The sequence below is a fragment of the Streptomyces subrutilus genome, assembly GCF_008704535.1.
In the GTDB taxonomy this organism is placed as follows: domain Bacteria; phylum Actinomycetota; class Actinomycetes; order Streptomycetales; family Streptomycetaceae; genus Streptomyces; species Streptomyces subrutilus.
In genome coordinates this window covers 1,145,101-1,161,717 of the sequence record NZ_CP023701.1, presented here as the reverse complement: position 1 = coordinate 1,161,717, position 16,617 = coordinate 1,145,101, and the positions used below count along the sequence as shown (strand labels likewise).

The 16,617-nt window shown below is 75.0% G+C and carries 13 protein-coding genes; 3 read left to right on the top strand and 10 right to left on the bottom strand.

The annotated features are described in order from the left end of the window. The first annotated feature begins 152 nt into the window (after positions 1-152). Positions 153-704 (top strand): winged helix-turn-helix domain-containing protein, encoded by a 552-nt coding sequence (locus tag CP968_RS04935; RefSeq protein WP_229886326.1) that lies wholly within the window; start codon positions 153-155, stop codon positions 702-704. A 208-nt stretch (positions 705-912) separates the two neighbouring features. Beyond that, positions 913-1,464 (top strand): OsmC family protein, encoded by a 552-nt coding sequence (locus CP968_RS04930; RefSeq protein ID WP_150516817.1) that lies wholly within the window; start codon positions 913-915, stop codon positions 1,462-1,464. A 56-nt stretch (positions 1,465-1,520) separates the two neighbouring features. On the opposite strand, the gene CP968_RS04925 is transcribed toward CP968_RS04930, so the two are convergent. The 5 genes from CP968_RS04925 to CP968_RS04905 all read right to left on the bottom strand — a co-directional run bounded on the left by CP968_RS04925 (position 1,521) and on the right by CP968_RS04905 (position 7,719). Continuing rightward, positions 1,521-2,492, bottom strand: coding sequence for a hypothetical protein (locus CP968_RS04925; protein WP_150516816.1), 972 nt, complete (start codon positions 2,490-2,492; stop codon positions 1,521-1,523). After that, entirely contained in the window at positions 2,485-3,786 is a 1,302-nt protein-coding gene (locus CP968_RS04920) for a tetratricopeptide repeat protein (protein ID WP_189828890.1), read from the bottom strand. The genes CP968_RS04925 and CP968_RS04920 overlap by 8 nt, the downstream gene beginning before the upstream one ends. 11 nt (positions 3,787-3,797) lie before the next feature. Then, positions 3,798-4,091, bottom strand: a complete 294-nt coding sequence (locus CP968_RS04915) for a chaplin family protein (protein WP_150521724.1) — start codon at positions 4,089-4,091, stop codon at positions 3,798-3,800. 329 nt (positions 4,092-4,420) lie between these two features. Further along, entirely contained in the window at positions 4,421-5,797 is a 1,377-nt protein-coding gene (locus tag CP968_RS04910; protein ID WP_150516815.1) for a nucleobase:cation symporter-2 family protein, read from the bottom strand. A 785-nt stretch (positions 5,798-6,582) separates the two neighbouring features. Next, positions 6,583-7,719, bottom strand: coding sequence for a PP2C family protein-serine/threonine phosphatase (locus tag CP968_RS04905; RefSeq protein WP_167536760.1), 1,137 nt, complete (start codon positions 7,717-7,719; stop codon positions 6,583-6,585). 586 nt (positions 7,720-8,305) lie between these two features. On the opposite strand from CP968_RS04905, the gene CP968_RS04900 reads away from it, so the two are divergent. Further along, a complete protein-coding gene (locus tag CP968_RS04900) occupies positions 8,306-8,725 on the top strand; it encodes a TOBE domain-containing protein (protein WP_150516813.1) in 420 nt (139 codons plus the stop codon). 233 nt (positions 8,726-8,958) lie between these two features. On the opposite strand, the gene CP968_RS04895 is transcribed toward CP968_RS04900, so the two are convergent. The 5 genes from CP968_RS04895 to CP968_RS04875 are packed head-to-tail and all read right to left on the bottom strand — an operon-like array spanning position 8,959 to position 16,257. Beyond that, complete coding sequence (locus CP968_RS04895) at positions 8,959-9,759, bottom strand: ECF transporter S component (protein ID WP_150516812.1); 801 nt, start codon at positions 9,757-9,759, stop codon at positions 8,959-8,961. Further along, on the bottom strand, positions 9,756-11,408 hold the full coding sequence (locus CP968_RS04890; RefSeq protein WP_150516811.1) for an ABC transporter ATP-binding protein: 1,653 nt from the start codon (positions 11,406-11,408) through the stop codon (positions 9,756-9,758). Before CP968_RS04890 ends, CP968_RS04895 begins: the two co-directional genes overlap by 4 nt. Continuing rightward, positions 11,405-12,592, bottom strand: a complete 1,188-nt coding sequence (locus CP968_RS04885; protein WP_150516810.1) for an energy-coupling factor transporter transmembrane component T — start codon at positions 12,590-12,592, stop codon at positions 11,405-11,407. The genes CP968_RS04890 and CP968_RS04885 overlap by 4 nt, the downstream gene beginning before the upstream one ends. Positions 12,593-12,595: 3 nt before the next feature. Beyond that, positions 12,596-13,519 (bottom strand): hypothetical protein, encoded by a 924-nt coding sequence (locus CP968_RS04880; protein WP_150516809.1) that lies wholly within the window; start codon positions 13,517-13,519, stop codon positions 12,596-12,598. Further along, entirely contained in the window at positions 13,516-16,257 is a 2,742-nt protein-coding gene (locus CP968_RS04875) for a prenyltransferase/squalene oxidase repeat-containing protein (RefSeq protein WP_150516808.1), read from the bottom strand. Before CP968_RS04875 ends, CP968_RS04880 begins: the two co-directional genes overlap by 4 nt. Positions 16,258-16,617: the final 360 nt, after the last annotated feature.

Here is a 16,617-nt window from a genome sequence, read left to right as displayed (position 1 = left end):
CCCGGTCGCCTCCGCGGCGTCCGGGCCCCGCGCCCCGTCGCGTCCCGTCGTGGCCGCACGCCGCGACATCCGGCCCACCCGACACCCGGCCCACCCGACACCCCGAACACCCGGCATCCGCACGCCACTCCGAGCAGCCGAAGGGGCTCACCGTGACCACCGCGCTTCCCGCATCCTCCGCCCGCCGTTCTCCCAACCCCCGTCTCCACCTGGTCGGCGAGCGCCCGGCCGGCGCCCCCGCCGAGGGGGCGGCCGCAGCCCGCGTCGCGTACCTCGTGTTCCTGCCGGCCGACGTCGACCCGGTGGCGCTGATGCGGGCCCACGGCGTGCGCCCGGAACTGCGCACCCTGGAGCCCGGCCGGTCGGCGGCCTCCGCCTCCCCATCCGCCCCGCGCTTCGAAGCCGTCCGTTCCGGGGGCGGCATCCGGATCGACCGGGCGCGCCGGCTGGTCTCGGTCGACGGACGCGAACTGGACCTGACCTACATGGAGTTCAGCCTCCTGGACCACCTCGCCAGCCATCCGCACACGGTGCACACGCGCGACGCGCTCATCTCCGGCGTCTGGGGCTACGGGCACATCGGCGACGGCCGCACCGTCGACGTCCACGTGGCGCGGCTGCGCCGCAAGCTCGGCCCCGCCCACCGGGGCCGCATCGCCACGGTGCGGCGCGTGGGCTACACGTACGTACCCGAGCCCCGGTAGCCCGCGGGTCCGCTGACCCGGCGGGCGGGACGGCGCGCGGCCGCTCGCCGCCCGGGCGGTCCGGTCTTCCGGCCTGGCCGATCGGGACCGGCACACCCGCTCGATGGCCTCCCGCACCTAAACCCCCTGTCCTCAAGCGGTAGTTGGGTGATCGCGACGGGAGGCCCGGGCCCTCGGCGGGTTCCGGTGAGCCCGTAGGCTTCCCGGCATGACGATCACTCCCGCCCGTACCCCCGGCCTCGCGGAACACCTCCAGGACAAGGGCGCCGCCATGCGGGCCGCCGCGGCCCGCCGCCCCCGTGACACCGACTGGGACGAGGAGATCGGCGCCGTGTGCGTCGCCGACGACGCGACCGGCGTGCGCAAGGTCCGCGTCGGCGACTGGTCGTTCATCGGCGACGGGGGTCCGGACATCGGCGGCTTCGGCCTCGGCCCCTCCTCGCCGGAGCTGCTCTGCGCGGTGATCAGCACCTGCCTGACCCACACCGTGATGTGCATAGCCGCCCTGGAAGGGACCCCGCTGGACCGGGTCGAGGTACGGGTCCGGGCCCGCAACAACGACGCCCGCTTCTTCGACGTGCCCACCGAGGCTCCGCCGGTGCCGTACGACCTCACGGCGTCGGTCCTGCTGACGGGCCCGGTCTCCGCCGAACGGCGCACCGCCCTGCTCGCCGCCGCCGACGAGCGCTGCCCGATGCTCCGGCTGGTGCGCTCCCGGCACGCCGTCGCCCTGCTCGCGGCGCCGGAACTCGCGCCCTGACCGGACCGCACGGACCGACCGCACGGACCGACCGGCGGAACGCCCGCGCGGTGCGGTCAGTGCGGCTCGGCCCCGTGGCGCGTCAGCAAGTCCGCGCCGTGCAGGCGCAGCAGCCGCTCGTGCTCGGGGGTGAAGTGGGCGCGCCAGGCCCCGACCACGAAGGCGTCGCAGGGCGCGCCGGTGCCGGCGCCCCCGTCGGCGCCGGTGTCCCGCGCGGGGACCCGGTTCGCGGAGCGCGGGTGTCCGGTGGCGCGCAGCAGCCGGTCCAGGGCCCGGTCGCGGGCCTCGGCGCTGCCGCCGAGACGGGGGCCGGCGAGTTCCTCGTGGGTGACGACGTGGACCGCGGGGTGGTGGAGCAGCCACCGGGAGCGGCGGGCCTCGCGCATGCCGGGGAAGTCGGGATCGGTCAGGGCGAGGGTGATCCGTGCGTCCATGTCGGGCAGGGCGCCGAGGATGTCGTGGTAGACGAGGTCCTCGGGCTGGGTGCCGATCAGGTCGGCGGGCCGGGACAGGAAGCGGATGCGGGCGACGATCCGGTCGCGGACGTCGCGGTGGTGGAAGAGGACCGGCGGCCCGCCGCCGAGCCGCCAGGAGCGGAGGAAGCCGGCGTCCGCGCGCTCCAGGTCGAGGCCGTTGACGTACCAGCAGCCCCGGCCCGGCAGCAGCCGCGCCAGGTCGGGATCGGGCACCCGCAGCAGACGCGTCTCCAGCTCCGCGTCGACGGGCGAGGCGTGGGTGACCGGCTGGCCCAGTCGCCGCCACCACACCCGCCACAGGGCGTTGACCGCCGTCTCGAAGGCCCGGGCCAGGGACGCGTGCTCCTCGCGCAGCAGGCGGCCGGCCCGCTCGGCGCCGTACGCGGTCTCCAGGAGCGGGTACACCTCGCCCGCTCCGACGGGCTCGCCGGTGTCGGGCTGGGTGCCGCTCATCGTGCCGTACGGGGTGTAGCCGAGGGCGCCGACGGCCTCGGCGAGCAGGTGCGTGCCGCTGCCGCGCAGGGAGACGGCGATCAACTGCGGTTCAGCCACGGAGCGTCTCCCGGGGGACTGGGTTCGGGGTGGGGGCGGGCGCCGGGGTCCGGGCCGCACCGGCGGTGACGAGGAGGTCCTCGTATACGTGGTGGCGGCGGGCGGCCCTGCGCCGGTGCAGGAGTCCGGCCGCACGGCCGGGGTCGCCGGCGTCGACGAGGGCGCGGGCCAGGGTGTCCTGGACGATCTCCCGCTCCACCCGTACGCCGCCCAGCCGCTCCACCGCGCGGCCCAGCCCGGCCAGCAGGTCCACCGCGGCGTCGGGCCGGCCGGCGGTGAGGTGCGCCAGGGCCCGCACCACGGGCGCGAGCACCTGGCTGAACTCGCTCCGCCCGTCGGCCGCGGCCCGGCGGGCCAGGGCGGTCAGGTCGTCGGTGGCGGCCTCGACGGCCAGCGCGAGGGCCAGGTTGAAGGTGTGGAACACCTCCGCCGTACCCTCCGGGGCGGCCAGCAGCTCCCGTACGTGCCCGAGCTCGCAGCGCCGCGCCGGGGCCTGCCCGGCCAGCAGCAGGCGCCAGTTCGTCGAGGCGCGCATGCCGACGTCCGCTCGGTCCAGCACGCGGTCGGCCCGCCGTCGGGCGTCGGCGAAGTCGCCGGCGGCCAGCGACTGGAGGGCGGCGTGCCAGTTCAGGTGCCTGAACTGCACGGCCCGCGGGTCACCGGCCAGCCACCGGTCGATGAAGGCGGTGGAGGCGGGCCCCGCACCGGTGTCCTGCTCGGCATGGGCCTTCGCGTGGACGGCCAGCCCCGCCCGCGGATTGCGCGCCAGGGCGGAGGCCGCCAGCTCGTACGCCTCGTACGGGCGCCCCTGCTCCGCCCGCACCCAGGCCAGCCTGCCGGCCCACACCCAGCTCTCCGGACCGGCCAGCGCGTACTGCCGCTGCGCCAACGCGTCGCCGCGCTCCCGGTATCCGGCGTGTCCGGCGTCGCCGGCGGCGGCGAAGGCGTCCAGCATCGGCGCGGCCTGCTCGTCGCCGGGCCACGTGCCCAGGTGCGCCTCCACGTGGTCCGCGGCCATCGGGTACTGCCGGTGCGCGAAGAGGAACACCCCGTGCACCAGGCTCACCGCCCGCGGCCCCGCGGCCCGGGCGTCGTGGTGGGCCCGCACCAGCTCCGTCCGCAGCTCGGCGTCGCCGAGGCCGTCGCTCGTCGCGAGCACCAGCAGCGCCCTGGCCTCCCCGCACCGCGGCGAGCCGGCCGCCCACTCCCGGAGCAGGGGCACCGCGCGCCCGCTCAGCGAGGCCAGCTCCCGCACCGCGGACTCCCCGGCCGTCCCGGCGCCCCCTTCCGTCACCGCCCCCACTCTCACACGGAGGAGCCGAAGACGGCGGTGCAGACGATGCCGCTGTTGCCGCAGTGGTTGCGCGGCAGACTGAGCGGCAACGCGGCGAAGTTGCCGCTCGCGGACCCGCTGGCGGCGGCCGTACCCCCTTCGGCGCGCGCGTCCCCGTGGCTCGCGCAGGTGTTGCCGAAGACCGCGTTCCCGATCCCGACGACACTCGCGTGCGCCGCGCCCACGGGCACCAGTACCGCTCCCACGGCCGTACCCGTCACCACGGCCCGACGCCCCGCCTGCTGCAGACCCGTACCCGACACCATGCTCACCACACGCCCTTCCCGGTCCGTTCCCGGCGGCCGCGCCGATCGGCGCGCGCGGGACCCAACAGGTCTGCCAACGACCGTCCCGGATCCGGGAAACGCCGGGCGACGACGCCCGGGGCCGGCCCCGGTGTGCGGTGCGTGGTGGGCCGGCCCCGGTGTGCGGAAGCGTTCCTCCCCGTGCGCCGGCCAGGGCGCCGATACGGGCCCGGTCGCCCGCCCCGGTGCCCTTAGACACCGGAGAATCGCTCCTGCCGCCGCGACGGCGGGAGCGAAGATTTCACCCGGTCGGCGGCTCGCGCTCCGGCTCGGGCCGTCCTGGCGACGGGTCAGTGCACCGGTTGCGGTGCGGCCTCGGACGGGACCGGCTCCGGGGTCCGGCCGAGGTGGTTGAACGCGAGGTTCAGCAGGACCGCGACGACGCAGCCGGCGCTGATGCCCGAGTCCAGGATGATGCGCATGCTCTCGGGGAAGGCGTGGTAGAACTCCGGGGCCGCCATGGGGATGATGCCGGCGCCCAGCGAGATGGCCACGATGAGGACGTTGTCGCCCCGTTCCAGCGAGGCCTTGGTGAGGGTCTGTACGCCGCTGGCGGCGATGGTGCCGAACAGGGTGATGCCGACGCCGCCCAGCACGGGCTGCGGGATCAGGGCGACGAGCGACGCCAGCATGGGGCAGAGCCCGAGCAGGATCAGGATGCCGCCCGCCGCCGCGACGACGAAGCGGCTGCGGATCCTGGTGATGGCGACCAGGCCGACGTTCTGGGCGAAGGCGCTGGCGGCGAACCCGTTGAAGAAGGGGCTGATCGCGGTGCCGAGGCCGTCGGCGCGCAGGGCGGCGGCCAGGGTCTTCTCGTCGGCCGGGCGCTCGACGATCTCGCCGAGCGCGAGGACGTCCGCGGTCGACTCGGTCATGACCACCAGCATCACGATGCACATGGACACGATCGCGGCGGCCGCGAACTGCGGGGCGCCGAAGTGGAACGGGGTGGGGAAGCCGATGAGGTCGGCGTCGGTGACCCCGCTGAAGTCGGCCACGCCGAGCGGCAGGGATATCAGGGTGCCGGCGACCAGCCCCAGCAGGATCGAGAGCTGCTTGAGGAAGCCGCGCAGGAAGCGGCGGAGCACCACGGTGATCAGCAGGCTCGCGACGGCCAGCCCGATGTTGGTGAGGCTGCCGTAGTCGGCGGCCTTGCGGTTGCCGCCCTGCGCCCAGTTGAAGGCGACCGGCAGGAGCGAGACCCCGATGAGGGTGATGACCGTACCGGTGACGATCGGCGGGAAGAAGCGGACCAGCTTGCAGAACCAGGGCGCCAGCAGGAAGCCGAACACACCCGCGACCATGACGGCGCCGTAGATCACCGGCAGCGCGTCCTCGGGGCTCTGCGCCTTGGCGATGGCCAGCATCGGGGCGACGCCCGCGAAGGAGACCCCGTTGACGAAGGGGAGCCGGGCGCCGATCTTCCAGAAGCCGAGGGTCTGCAGCAGCGTGGCGATGCCCGAGGCGAACAGGCTCGCGCTCATCAGGAAGGCGATGTCGGCGGTGGACAGGCCGACGCCGATGCCCACGACGAGGGGCGGGGCGACGACGCCCGCGTACATCGCGGCCACGTGCTGCAGACCGGCGCCGATGAGCCTGGCCGGCGGCAGCGTCTGGTCGACGGGGTGCGTGGCCGCCTCGGGCTCGACGCCGCGGGGTTCGTTCATGGTCGGGTCACTCCTGGGCTGGGCTGGGCACGGTCGGTGGCACGACCGGCGTCGCGCACACGGACCTGGGCGTGCGGGAGGGGCCGGCCGCGCGGCGTGCGGTCGGATGCGAGGGGGTGCGGCACGGGCGCGGACGCGGCGAAGCGGCCGGGCGTGCCGGTGGAGGCCGGGCGAGGGGAGGGGCCGGTGGCGCGCTGATGCGCGGAGGCGCCGGCAGGACCTCCCGGGCCGGTGGTTCCCACGGGGCGCGGTGCGGCGGGAGTCCGGTGTGAGCGTCGGTGATGGGGATCGGCGCCCGGGACGGGGATGGTGTCCCGGGGTGGTGCCGATCGACCGGAGGGGCCGCTCCGCCGTGGTGTCCACGTGGCGGCAAGCGGCTCCGGTGTCACCGGGCCGAGTCAGTTCCTCACGGTTTCATGATTCTGTCAAGGACAGGACAGCTCCGGTCGGTTCGCCGGATCCCGGCCCCTGTTTCAGCTGCTCGGCATCGGTGCGGAGCACCAAAAGGGAGGCGGATCGGCGGGCCTTTTTCGGTGGATCGTATGAAGCGCGGGGGCGAAGGGCTTTGAGAGCGTGGGGGTGCCGACGCACACCGGCCGGCACCCCCGTGACCGTTCCCGCTAGGCCGTCTCTTTCGGATCTTGTCGGCCGAGCCCGCGGCGTCTGGTGCCGTGCCTGGGCGTGCTGCCGGGGCGCTCGCGTACTGGACGTACGTGGTCGCCTCGGCAGTGCGGCCAGGCACGGTGCCAGGCGCCGCGGGCCCGGCAAGATCCGAAAGAGACGGCCTAGGCCGGAGCTGCGTCGCCGAGCTCGTGGTGCGGAGCGTCCGGGCCGTGCGGGGCGTCCGCGGTGGCGGGTGTGGCGATCGCGATCGCGGCGGCGTCGTCGTCGAGACGGCCTCCGGTGTGGCGGTGGAGCTCGTCGAGCAGGGTCTGCATGCGGTGGCCGGCGCTGGTGTGCCGGTGGTGCGCGACGGCGGCGGCGACGTCGAAGAAGGCGCGCCGGTCGTCGCGGGCCTCGGTGATGCCGTCGGTGGTGGCCAGCAGGCACGCACCCGGAGGCAGCTCGTGCGTCGCGGTCGCCGGGAGCTGTGGGCCCCCGGCCGGGAGGCCGAGGAGGCGGCCGGGCCGCAGCCGCAGTTCCCGTACCCGTGCGTCGTGGTCGATGTGCAGGGGCGGCACGTGGCCGCAGTTCACCAGGGTCAGCCGGCCGTCGGCATCCGCCTGGATCAGCAGCACGCTCGCGAACCTGCTGTCCCCGGTGGACTCCTGGCGTCGTACCAGTGCCTGGTCCATCCGGTGGGCGACCCGGGCGAGGTCGACCTCCAGGAAGGCGGCCTCGCGGAAGGCGCCCAGGAGGGTGACCGTCGCGTCGACGGCCGGCAGCCCCTTGCCGCACACGTCGCCGATGACCAGGCGCAGGCCGTTCGGGGTGTTCAGGGCTTCGTAGAAGTCGCCCCCGACCTTGTTCTCGGCCCCGGCCGCCCGGTAGAAGCCCGCCACCTGGTAGCCGGCCACGGACTCGGGCAGCGGCCGCAACACCGCCTGCTGGACCTTGCCCACCGTGGCCCGCAGCTCGTCCAGGCGGCGCTGCTCACGCGCGCGGCCCGCGGCGGACAGGGCGCCCGCGGCCGTACCCGCCGCGATGGCCAGGACCACGACGAGGGCCGACGGGCGCCCCGCGGGCTCGTACCAGCGGAACGCGCCCAGGGTGACCAGCGAGAGGGCGCCGAAGGCGAGCACCGAACGCCAGGTGTGGCTGGCCGCGGCGAGGGCCGGCACGGCCGCGAGGAGCGGCCCCAGCCGTACGTCCTGGCCGGTCCAGAGCTCTGCCGCGATGCTCAGGCCCCACAGGCCCCAGGGCAGCACCCGGTGGACGTGCGTCGTCGCCGCGCGGGCCGTCGGTACTTCGAACCGTTGCACGATCAATGCCCTCGGGGAAGAAGAGTGGGGGCCGCGAGGCGCGGCCCGCCGTCGGATACGGGGCGACCGGCCGGACGCGGGCCCCGGCCCGCTTCCGGTACCGGCAGCTCCGCAGCGCCTACCCGGTGCACGGCCGCGCACGTCAGGACCTTGGTCCCGAGGGCGGCCGCCCGGGCCTCCACGACCGCGACCCGGCGCGCGGTAGGGGCGACCGGGCCGGCGGCGGCGCGGCCCGGGGGACCAAGGTCCCGGCGCGGGCGGTCCCGGAGCGGGCGCCCACGCCTTCATCGGCCCGGGCGACGACCGGCCGCTGCGCCGCACCGGGGAGGGGGGCTGGCCGGCCCACCGGATCCTGGAGATCCGCCGCACCTGCGGCACCCTTGGAGAATTCCGCCCTCGAACGGGGGAGGAATGACGTCCCGTATTGTCGTGACGTTCGGCGGACGCGAAAATGCCACGCGGTCAAGGGAATGTGCCTGGCGCCTGCGAGGGGCCGCGGGCGGGCCGTGATGTTTGTGGATAGCGTGAGGGACGTGGCGGCCCGTCGGCCGCCTTCCCCGCCGATTTTCAGTGAGGCGTTACTTTCATGAGCCTGAGCATCCGCAACCAGATTCCCGGCACCATCACCTCCGTGACGGCCGGCGAGGCCATGTCCACGGTGAAGGTCCGCCTGGTGGGCGGTCAGGACATCACGGCCGCGATCACCACCGACGCCGTCAAGGACCTCGGCTTCGCCGAGGGCGCCTCCGTCAAGGCGCTCGTGAAGTCCACCGAGGTCTCCCTCGCCACCGGCCCGGTCGAGGGCATCTCGATCCGCAACCAGCTCGCCGGCACCGTCACCGACGTCGCCACCGGCGGCGCCATGGGCTCCGTCAAGGTCTCCGTCGAGGGCGGCGAGCTGACCGCGGCCATCACCAAGGACGCCGTCGAGGCCCTCGGCCTCACCGCCGGCACCTCCGTCGTCGCCCTGATCAAGTCGACCGAGATCTCCCTCGCCTCCGCCTGATCCGCCGCGTCCGGCTCCCGTACCCCGGGCGCCGGGTCCACCACCGACGGCCCCGCACCTGCCGGTGCGGGGCCGCCGTGCGCGCGGGCGCAGCCCCACCGCGCCCCCCTTTTCCCGTCGGCGGGAATTCCACGGACGCGCACCGGTAATCGTCGTGAGGGAACGCCGAAAGCCGCGGGAGCGTCACCGTACGGCTCTGTGGAAAGGCGCGGAACGGGGCCGGGCCGGTACGTTCACGGGCGGGGTGCGAAACGGATCGGGGCCTGGAAGCGGGCCTTGCGGGCGGCGCGCCGGAACACCGTGAGGACGGCCGGTCCGGCCAGGCAGATGCAGACGAAGTTGGTGACGGCGCGGCCGGTGTCCCAGCCGAGGGAGGTGGTCAGGTCGAAGGCGAGATAGCGGTGGAACTGCTCGGTGAACGGCAGCCCCGGCAGATAGGCGATGGAACTGTTCGGGTCCAGCGAGAAGGGCCAGAAGGACAGGTTGAGGAGAAAGCCGAAGAGGTAGCCGGAGAGCGACCCGTAGACGGCGAGCAGGGCCACCTCGCGGCGGCCGGCGGCCTTCGGCAGGAATCCGGCCAGCATGCCGACGAAGGCGCACCCGAACATCTGGTACGGCATCCAGGGCCCGACCCCGCCCGTGATGAGGGCGGAGGCGAAGAGCGAGGTGCAGCCGAGGGTGAAGCCGAAACCGGGCCCGTAGACCCGCCCGGCGAGGACCAGGATGAAGAAGACCGTCTCGATGCCCGCGGTGCCCGCGCCCAGCGGGCGGACGGCCGCGTTGACGGCCGACAGGACGCCGAGCATGGCCAGGGCCTTGGAGTCGATGCCGCCCTCGGCGATCTCGGAGACCACCACGCAGAGCACGACGACGAGCAGCACGCCGAAGATCAGCGGCGGGGCGTAGTTCGAGCCGAACTTCCCGGGGGCGACCAGGAACGGCCAGAAGAACGCGACGACGCCGAGGAAGGCGGCCATGGAGATGACGACGCCGGCCCGTGCGTTGATCCGGATGGCGGCGGCGCGTGCGGTCATGAGTCCGGGTCCGTCTCGTCGGCGGGAAGGGTCGCGGCCACCTGGGCGACCGTGAGGTAGGGGAGGGGCGAGAGGATCTTGGCCGTCTGGGGGGCGAAGACGGGGGAGGCGACGATGACCTCGGTGGTGGGGCCGTCCGCGACCACGTCGCCCTCGGCCATCACCACCACGCGGTCGGCGGCCCGGGCCACGAACTCGACGTCGTGGGTGGAGATCACCACGGCGCGGCCCTCCGCGGCGAGGCCGTCGACGATGCGGACCAGTTCGCTCTTGGCGCGGTAGTCCAGACCTCGGGTGGGCTCGTCCAGCAGCAGCACCCGGGGTGCGGCCGTCAGCTGCACGGCCAGGACCAGGGCGAGCTTCTGGCCCTCGGACAGGTCGCGGGGGTGGGTGGTGTCCGGGATGCCGGGTGCCAGGCGGTCGAGGATGGTGCGGGCCCGGACGCCGTCGGCCGCGACGCCGGATTCGGTGTCCGCCTGGTCGAGTTCCTGCGCGACGGATTCCAGGTAGAGCAGGTCGGTGGGGGTCTGCGGGACCAGGCCGACCAGCTGCCGGGCCTGCGCCGCGGACAGCTTCCGGGGGTCCTTCGACTTCGGGCCGTCGGAGCTGACGGCCACGGTGCCGGCCTTGCGGGGGCCGGAGCCCTGGAGGGCCCAGAGCAGGGACGACTTGCCGGAGCCGTTGCGCCCCATGAGCGCGGTCACCTCGCCGCCGTGCAGGGTGAGGTCGACCTCGCGCACGGCCGGTACGCCCTGGTAGGCCACGGTGACGCCGCGCGCCGTGAGCAGCTCCGGCCGGTCCCCGCCGGGGACGGGCCGTACCGGCGGGGGGACGGCGGCGGACAGTGCGGCGCGCAGCGGCGCGGCCGCGCGCCGGGCGTCGCGGATCGAGAGCGGGAGCGGTGACCAGCCGACGGCGCGGCCCAGTTCCACGATCGGCGGTGCGATGGACGAGCTGCGGAAGACCTCGGCGGGGGTCCCGGACACGACGCGGCCGTCGCCGGGGAGGTGGATGACGCGGTCGGCGTACTGGACGACCCGCTCCAGGCGGTGTTCGGCCAGCAGCACCGTGACCCCGAGGTCGTGGACGAGGCGGGTGACGGCCGCCAGGACCTCTTCGGCCGCCGTGGGGTCCAGGGCGGAGGTGGGCTCGTCCAGCACCAGCACCCTCGGATGGGCGGTGAGGACCGAGCCGATGGCCACGCGCTGCTGCTGGCCGCCGGAGAGCTCGTGCAGGGCCCGGTGGCGCAGGTCGGCGAGGCCGAGCAGGTCGAGGGTCTCCTCGACGCGCTTGCGCATGGTGGCCGGGGGCACCGCCAACTGCTCCATGGAGTAGGCGAGTTCCTCCTCGACGGTATCGGTGACGAACCCGTCGAGCGGGTCCTGCCCCACGACTCCCACCACGTCGGCGAGTTCGCGCGGCGGATGGTCGGCGGTGTCGCGGCCGTCGACGACGACCCGGCCGTACAGGGTGCCGCCGGTGAAGTGCGGGACGAGCCCGTTCACGGCGCCCAGCAGGGTGGACTTGCCGACGCCCGTGTGGCCGACGACGAGGCAGAGCTCGCCCTCCTCCACGGTCAGGTCCACCCCGCGCAGCACGGGCTCGGCCGTGTCCTCGTAGCGGACGGTGACCTGGTCGAAGGTGATCACGTGGGTTCCTCGGTGCGCTGGGCGGGGATGGCCGGACGGGCGGGGGCGGCCGGGGGCGGCGCCAGGAAGCCGGCGGCTCCGGCGAGCAGGATCGCGGCGGCGGGGACGAGCGGCAGGGTGGGCCAACTGAGCGGATGGATCGAGGGGTTGAGTTCGGCGGCGTTGAATCCGACGTTCGCGAAGAGGAGGACGGCCGAGAGGACACCGCAGCCGGCGACGGCCCATTCGGCGAAGCGCCAGGGGTCGGGCCGGTAGGTGGTCCGGGTGATGCGGTGTCCGCCGAGGCGCAGCCCGGCGAAGCACAGCAGGGCGCCCGCGCCCATGGCGGGCAGACCCAGCAGCTTCGGGGCGGTGGCGTCGAGCAGGCCGTAGGCGCCGGCGCACAGGCCGCACATGCCGAGCAGCATGAGGGCGCCGGTGGCCCGCCGCGAGCGCCGGGTGGCGGTGCCGGCCCGGCCGTAGCCGCGCGAGTCCATGGCGGCGGCCAGCCGCAGCGAGCGTTCCAGGGCGTCTTCGAGGACGGGGACGATGATGCCGCGCAGGGCGCGCAGCCCCTTGGCGGGGCCGGCCCGCAGCCGCTTGGCCCGGTGCACGCGCTGGACGCTCTGGACGAGCTGCGGGGCGACGCTGAGGGAGACGGTGACGGCCACGCCGAGTTCGTACAGGGCGCCGGGCAGGATCCGCAGGGCGCGCTTGGGGTTGGCGAGGGTGTTGGCCGCGCCGATGCAGCAGAGCATGCAGGCCAGGCGCAGCCCGTCGGTGGCGGCGGAGAGCAGCGCCTCCAGCGAGACCGGGCCGCCGAGCCGGATGCCGGCGTACCAGTCGGGGGTGGGGATGTGGGGGAGGGCGAAGAGGAAGTGGTCGCGGGGGGTGATCCCGGTGGCGAAGACCGCGCGGAACAGCACCCGGATCGCGACGACGGTCAGCGCCAGGTACAGGTAGTACTTGAAGCCGCGCGCCCAGGGGGCCTCGGTGCGCCGCACGGTGATCACGTAGCCGAGGACGGCCAGGACGAGGGAGAGCAGCAGCGGGTTGTTGGTGCGGCTGACGGCGGTGGCGAGGGCCAGGGCCCAGATCCACCAGGCGACCGGGTGCAGGGTGCGGGGCAGACGGCGGCCGCCCGCGTCCGGCGCGGGGCCGGACGCGGGCGGCGCGGCCGCTGCCCTCGTCGTGGTGGGTGGCACGCGCTACTCCGTACGACGGCGGCGCCTGGCCGCGAACACGGCGCCGGCGCCGATCAGCAGCACCAGCGCTCCGGTGGCGACGGCGGGCAGGTACGAGCCCGTGTCGTGCTCCGCGTCGGCGGCGGGGGCCGCTTCGACGACCTGGGGGCCGGGCGGGGGCGCGGCCGCGGCCGGGGCGTTCGACGGGGGCGTCGCGGACGGGGTCGGGGAGGCGCTGGCGGAGGGGCTCGCCGAGGCCGCGGGGACGGGCGCCGGGGTCGTCGCGGGAGGGGGCGCGGCGGACGGCGGCGGATCCTGGGGCCTGGGGCCGGTGTTCACGTTCGGCGGCAGGGGCGCCGCCGTACGGGTGTCCTGGGGTGCGGGTCCGCCGGTCGGCCTGGTGTTCTTGGCGCGCAGCTGGTCGGGGGTGACGGTGGGCTTGCCCTCGGTGCCCTCGATGTCGGTGCCGCCGAAGATCCACAGGTCGACGCTGCCGGGCTTCGGCTGGTAGAGCATGGCGCCGAGCTGGCTGTACTCCCAGGTGCTCTGGCCGGGGCCCGCGTGCCAGTACGACCAGTAGGCCGAGGCGGGCGGGGTGCGTACGCAGTCGTCCTGTTGCGGGGTCGGGAACTGCCTGCCGCCCTGGTGACCGCTGTAGCCGATGCGGCAGATGAAGGCGGGGCCGTCGTGCCCGGTGCCGGTGGTGGCCCAGCCGCCCTGGTTGAGGAGCTCGTGGCCGGTGGTGGGCGTCGTCCCGCAGGAGCGGTAGACGGGGCCGCCCCAGCGGCTGAAGTCCACGGCGAGGACCACGCCGGAGGAGGTGGTGCACTGGCCCATGGGCAGCGGCTCGGCGCCGGCGGGGGCCGCGGTGGCGGCGAACGCCGCCACCGCCAGCCCGAGTGCGGCGGCCGTACGGGCGACGGCCCGCAGGAGGCGGTGGCGGCTCATGCCCGGCCCCCGGTGGTCCCGCGGCGGCGCCGGGCCGCCCGCGTCACGGCCCAGCCGGTGAGCACCAACGCCGCGGCCATCGCGGCGAGTCCGGTGACCTGGACGCCGGTGGACGCGAGGTCCCCGCCGCCCGTGCCGCCGCCCGCGCTGCCCGCCGCTTCGCCGGGGGTCACGATGACGGGCGCGGACGCGGTGACCCGGCTGCCGGGGAGGGGCTGCGGGGTGGTGCCGTCCAGGCTGCGGGCGAGGGTGCCGAAGGAGACGCCGGTGGCACCGCCCACGGCCTGCGCGGAGGCGCGGACGTCGGATCCGGGCTGGCCGCCCTTGGCGATGGTGAAGCCGCCGTCGGCGTTCTGCTGGCTCGCCAGGAACGCGCGGGCCCTGGCGATCCGGGCTCCGTACCTGGGGGCGTCCAGGGAGAGCCCCTGGATCGCGAGGGCGGCGGAGTTGACGGAGTTCCCGGAGGCGCCGGGGAAGCCGCCGTCCTCCTTCTGCTGGGCCGCCAGCCAGGCGAGGGCCTTGTCCACGGCTGCCTGGGAGGCGGCATCGGGCAGCAGGTCGACGGCCATGGCGGCCATGGCGGTGGAGTCGACCTCGGCGGCGCTCGGTTCGCCGATCAGGCTGACCCATGCGCCCGAGGGCGTCTGGAGGCTCTTGAGGTAGCCGACCGGTTCGGCCGCGGCAGCCGTCTCGCCCGCCCGGATCTGCGCGATGACGCCGAGGGACTGGGAGAACACGGAGGTCGCGTACGTGTAGTTGCCCTTGCCCGCGCACTCCTGGCGGGTCGAGGTCTTGGCGGCGCAGGTGCTCTTGGCGAGAGCGGCGATCAGGTCCCGGCCCCCGAAGTCGCGGGGGTCGCGGCCGACGGCCTCCGCGAGGAGGGCCGCCTTGCCGATGGAGCCGCCGCCGGCGTACGCGGTGCCGACGAGCGTCCAGTCCTGGATGCCCCGGCCCTTGCCGTCCTTGCCGCCCTTGTCGAGGAAGTCGACGATGTTGCGCAGGGTGGCGTTGTCCATGCCGGTGGCGGCGAGGGAGTAGGCGCCGTCGATGGTCATGCCGTAGTCGGCGTGGCCGGTGCCCGCACCGGCCTCGTAGTAGCGGCCCTGGACCAGCCGGCCGGGGTGGGTGAGGTAGGCCACGCCCTTCTTCAGGTCCGGGCCGTCACCGGCCGGAGGGGTGACGGGCGGGGTGGTCGGCGGTGTGGTGGGCGGGTCGGTCCGCTTGGTGGCGAGCGCGACCAGATCGCTGCCGGCGCCGGCGATGGCGGCCGTGGCGGTGGGGAACAGGCGCGTGTCGGTGTCGTCCTCGGCGAAGCCGAAACCGCCCGCGGGGAGCTGGTGCCTGGAGAGCCAGGAGGCGCCGGCGTCGGCGAACGTCTCGTCGCCGAGGGCGCGCAGTGCCTGGGCGGCCCAGGCGGTGGCGGCCGGGTTGCCCGTCGTCTCGTAGGCGGCGGCGGGCCAGGCCCCGGTGGGCAGCTGGGACCTCTTGAGGTGGGCGCGGGCCCGCTGGACGGCGTCCTCGTGGCCGCCTGCCCGGGCCAGGGCCAGGGTGGTCAGGGCGGTGGCGGAGGCCTCGCTCTGGCAGGCTCCGCCGGACCGGATCAGGATGCTGGTGAAGCCGCCGTCCTCGCACTGGAGGGCGGTCAGCCGGCTCACGGCGTGGGCGGGCGGCGCCACTCCGCCGTTGACCAGGGCGATGACGGCCATGGCCTGGCCGTCGGCGTAACCGGCGGTGCGGAAGTCGCCCTTGGTGTAGCAGCCGTCGACGGTCTCGCCGTCGCCGATGTCGCGCGGGCAGACGTACGTCACGAGGTCGCCGAGGAGGTCGTGGCCGCCGAACGCGCGCGGGTCGAGGCCGGTGGCCTCGGCGACGAGCGCCAGGCGGGCGGCGGCGGTGGCGTCGGGTATGCCGTCCTTGCCGGAGGGGTACGCGTACGCGTCGGTCTGCGCGGGCGCGGCGAGGAACGCGGCGGCCTTCCTCGCGACCGGGCTCGTGCGGTCGGTCGCGGCCAGGGCGAACACGGCCTCCGTGGTGAGGAAGTGGTTCGCGGTGGTGGCGCCCTCGTCGACGACGCGCTCGCCGTCGGTGAGGCTCCCGGCGATCCAGCGGGTGGCGGCGGGGACGTCGACCGAGCCCGCGGGCACCCCGGGCGGCGCGGTCGGGACGGTCGGATCGGGCGTGGACAGGCCCCGGACGTCGTCGGGGGTGAAGCCGGGCCTGCCCTTGGTGCCGCCGATGTCGGTGCCGCCGAAGACCCAGGCGTCCACGTCACCGGGCTTCAGGGTCCGCTCCATGGCGCCCAGCGGGCTGTAGGTCCACTTGCGCTGGCCGGGCGAGGCGATCCAGTACGACCAGTACGCGGTGGCCTGCGGGGTGAGGACGCAGTCCTCCTTGTCCGGAGCGGGGTGGCGCGCACCGGAGCCCTTGCCGATGCGGCAGACGAACGCGTCACCGTCGTGGACCGTGCCCTCGGTGGTGAAACCGGCGGCGTGCAGCAACTCGTAACCGGTGGTGGGGGTGGTGTCGCAGCCCCGCTCGACCGCCCCGCCGAAGGGGCCGAAGTCCACGGCGACGACGGCGCCGTTCGTGGCGGTGCACTGTCCGATCGGATCGGCGCTCGCGGAGGGCACCGTGAGGAAGGCCGCGCCCGCACCGAGCGTCAGGAGGGAGGCGGTGACGAACGAGAGGAACCGCCGTCTCGTCCCCGACGTCCGTTTCGCCTGCTGTTCGGTCCCCACCGCGGTCCTCGTCTCTGCCGCAGGGGACCCCGGGTGCGTGGCAATGCGCCCCCGCACGGCACGTGCCGTGGGGAGGCTGCGACGACCACACCGCAATCCGCGACGGCGCTCTTCGTACTGTGGCCCGGCACCAGGCAGTCCGGCTCACCCGGGCGGTCCCGGGCCTACGGTTGCGGGTCAGCGCCGGAATTCGACCGGCTTCCCCTGGTGCTGAGCAGTTATCAGCCGGAGTGCAACACGGATGTCGGTGACGCGTCAAGGTGCCCGCCTCTCACCGGGCCCTGGCCGGGGCCCGGCGTCCGGACCCCGTGCGGATCGGCCGTCCGGGTGGCTGGCGGTCCCGTGATCACTCGGGTAGCG

Excerpts from the sequence above, each read along its gene's own strand:
- CP968_RS04930 (WP_150516817.1), top strand. The coding sequence starts at position 913 with ATGACGATCACTCCCGCCCGTACCCCCGGCCTCGCGGAACACCTCCAG.
- CP968_RS04915 (WP_150521724.1), bottom strand. The coding sequence starts at position 4,091 with ATGGTGTCGGGTACGGGTCTGCAGCAGGCGGGGCGTCGGGCCGTGGTG.
- CP968_RS04910 (WP_150516815.1), bottom strand. The coding sequence starts at position 5,797 with ATGAACGAACCCCGCGGCGTCGAGCCCGAGGCGGCCACGCACCCCGTC.
- CP968_RS04900 (WP_150516813.1), top strand. The coding sequence starts at position 8,306 with ATGAGCCTGAGCATCCGCAACCAGATTCCCGGCACCATCACCTCCGTG.
- CP968_RS04895 (WP_150516812.1), bottom strand. The coding sequence starts at position 9,759 with ATGACCGCACGCGCCGCCGCCATCCGGATCAACGCACGGGCCGGCGTC.
- CP968_RS04880 (WP_150516809.1), bottom strand. The coding sequence starts at position 13,519 with ATGAGCCGCCACCGCCTCCTGCGGGCCGTCGCCCGTACGGCCGCCGCA.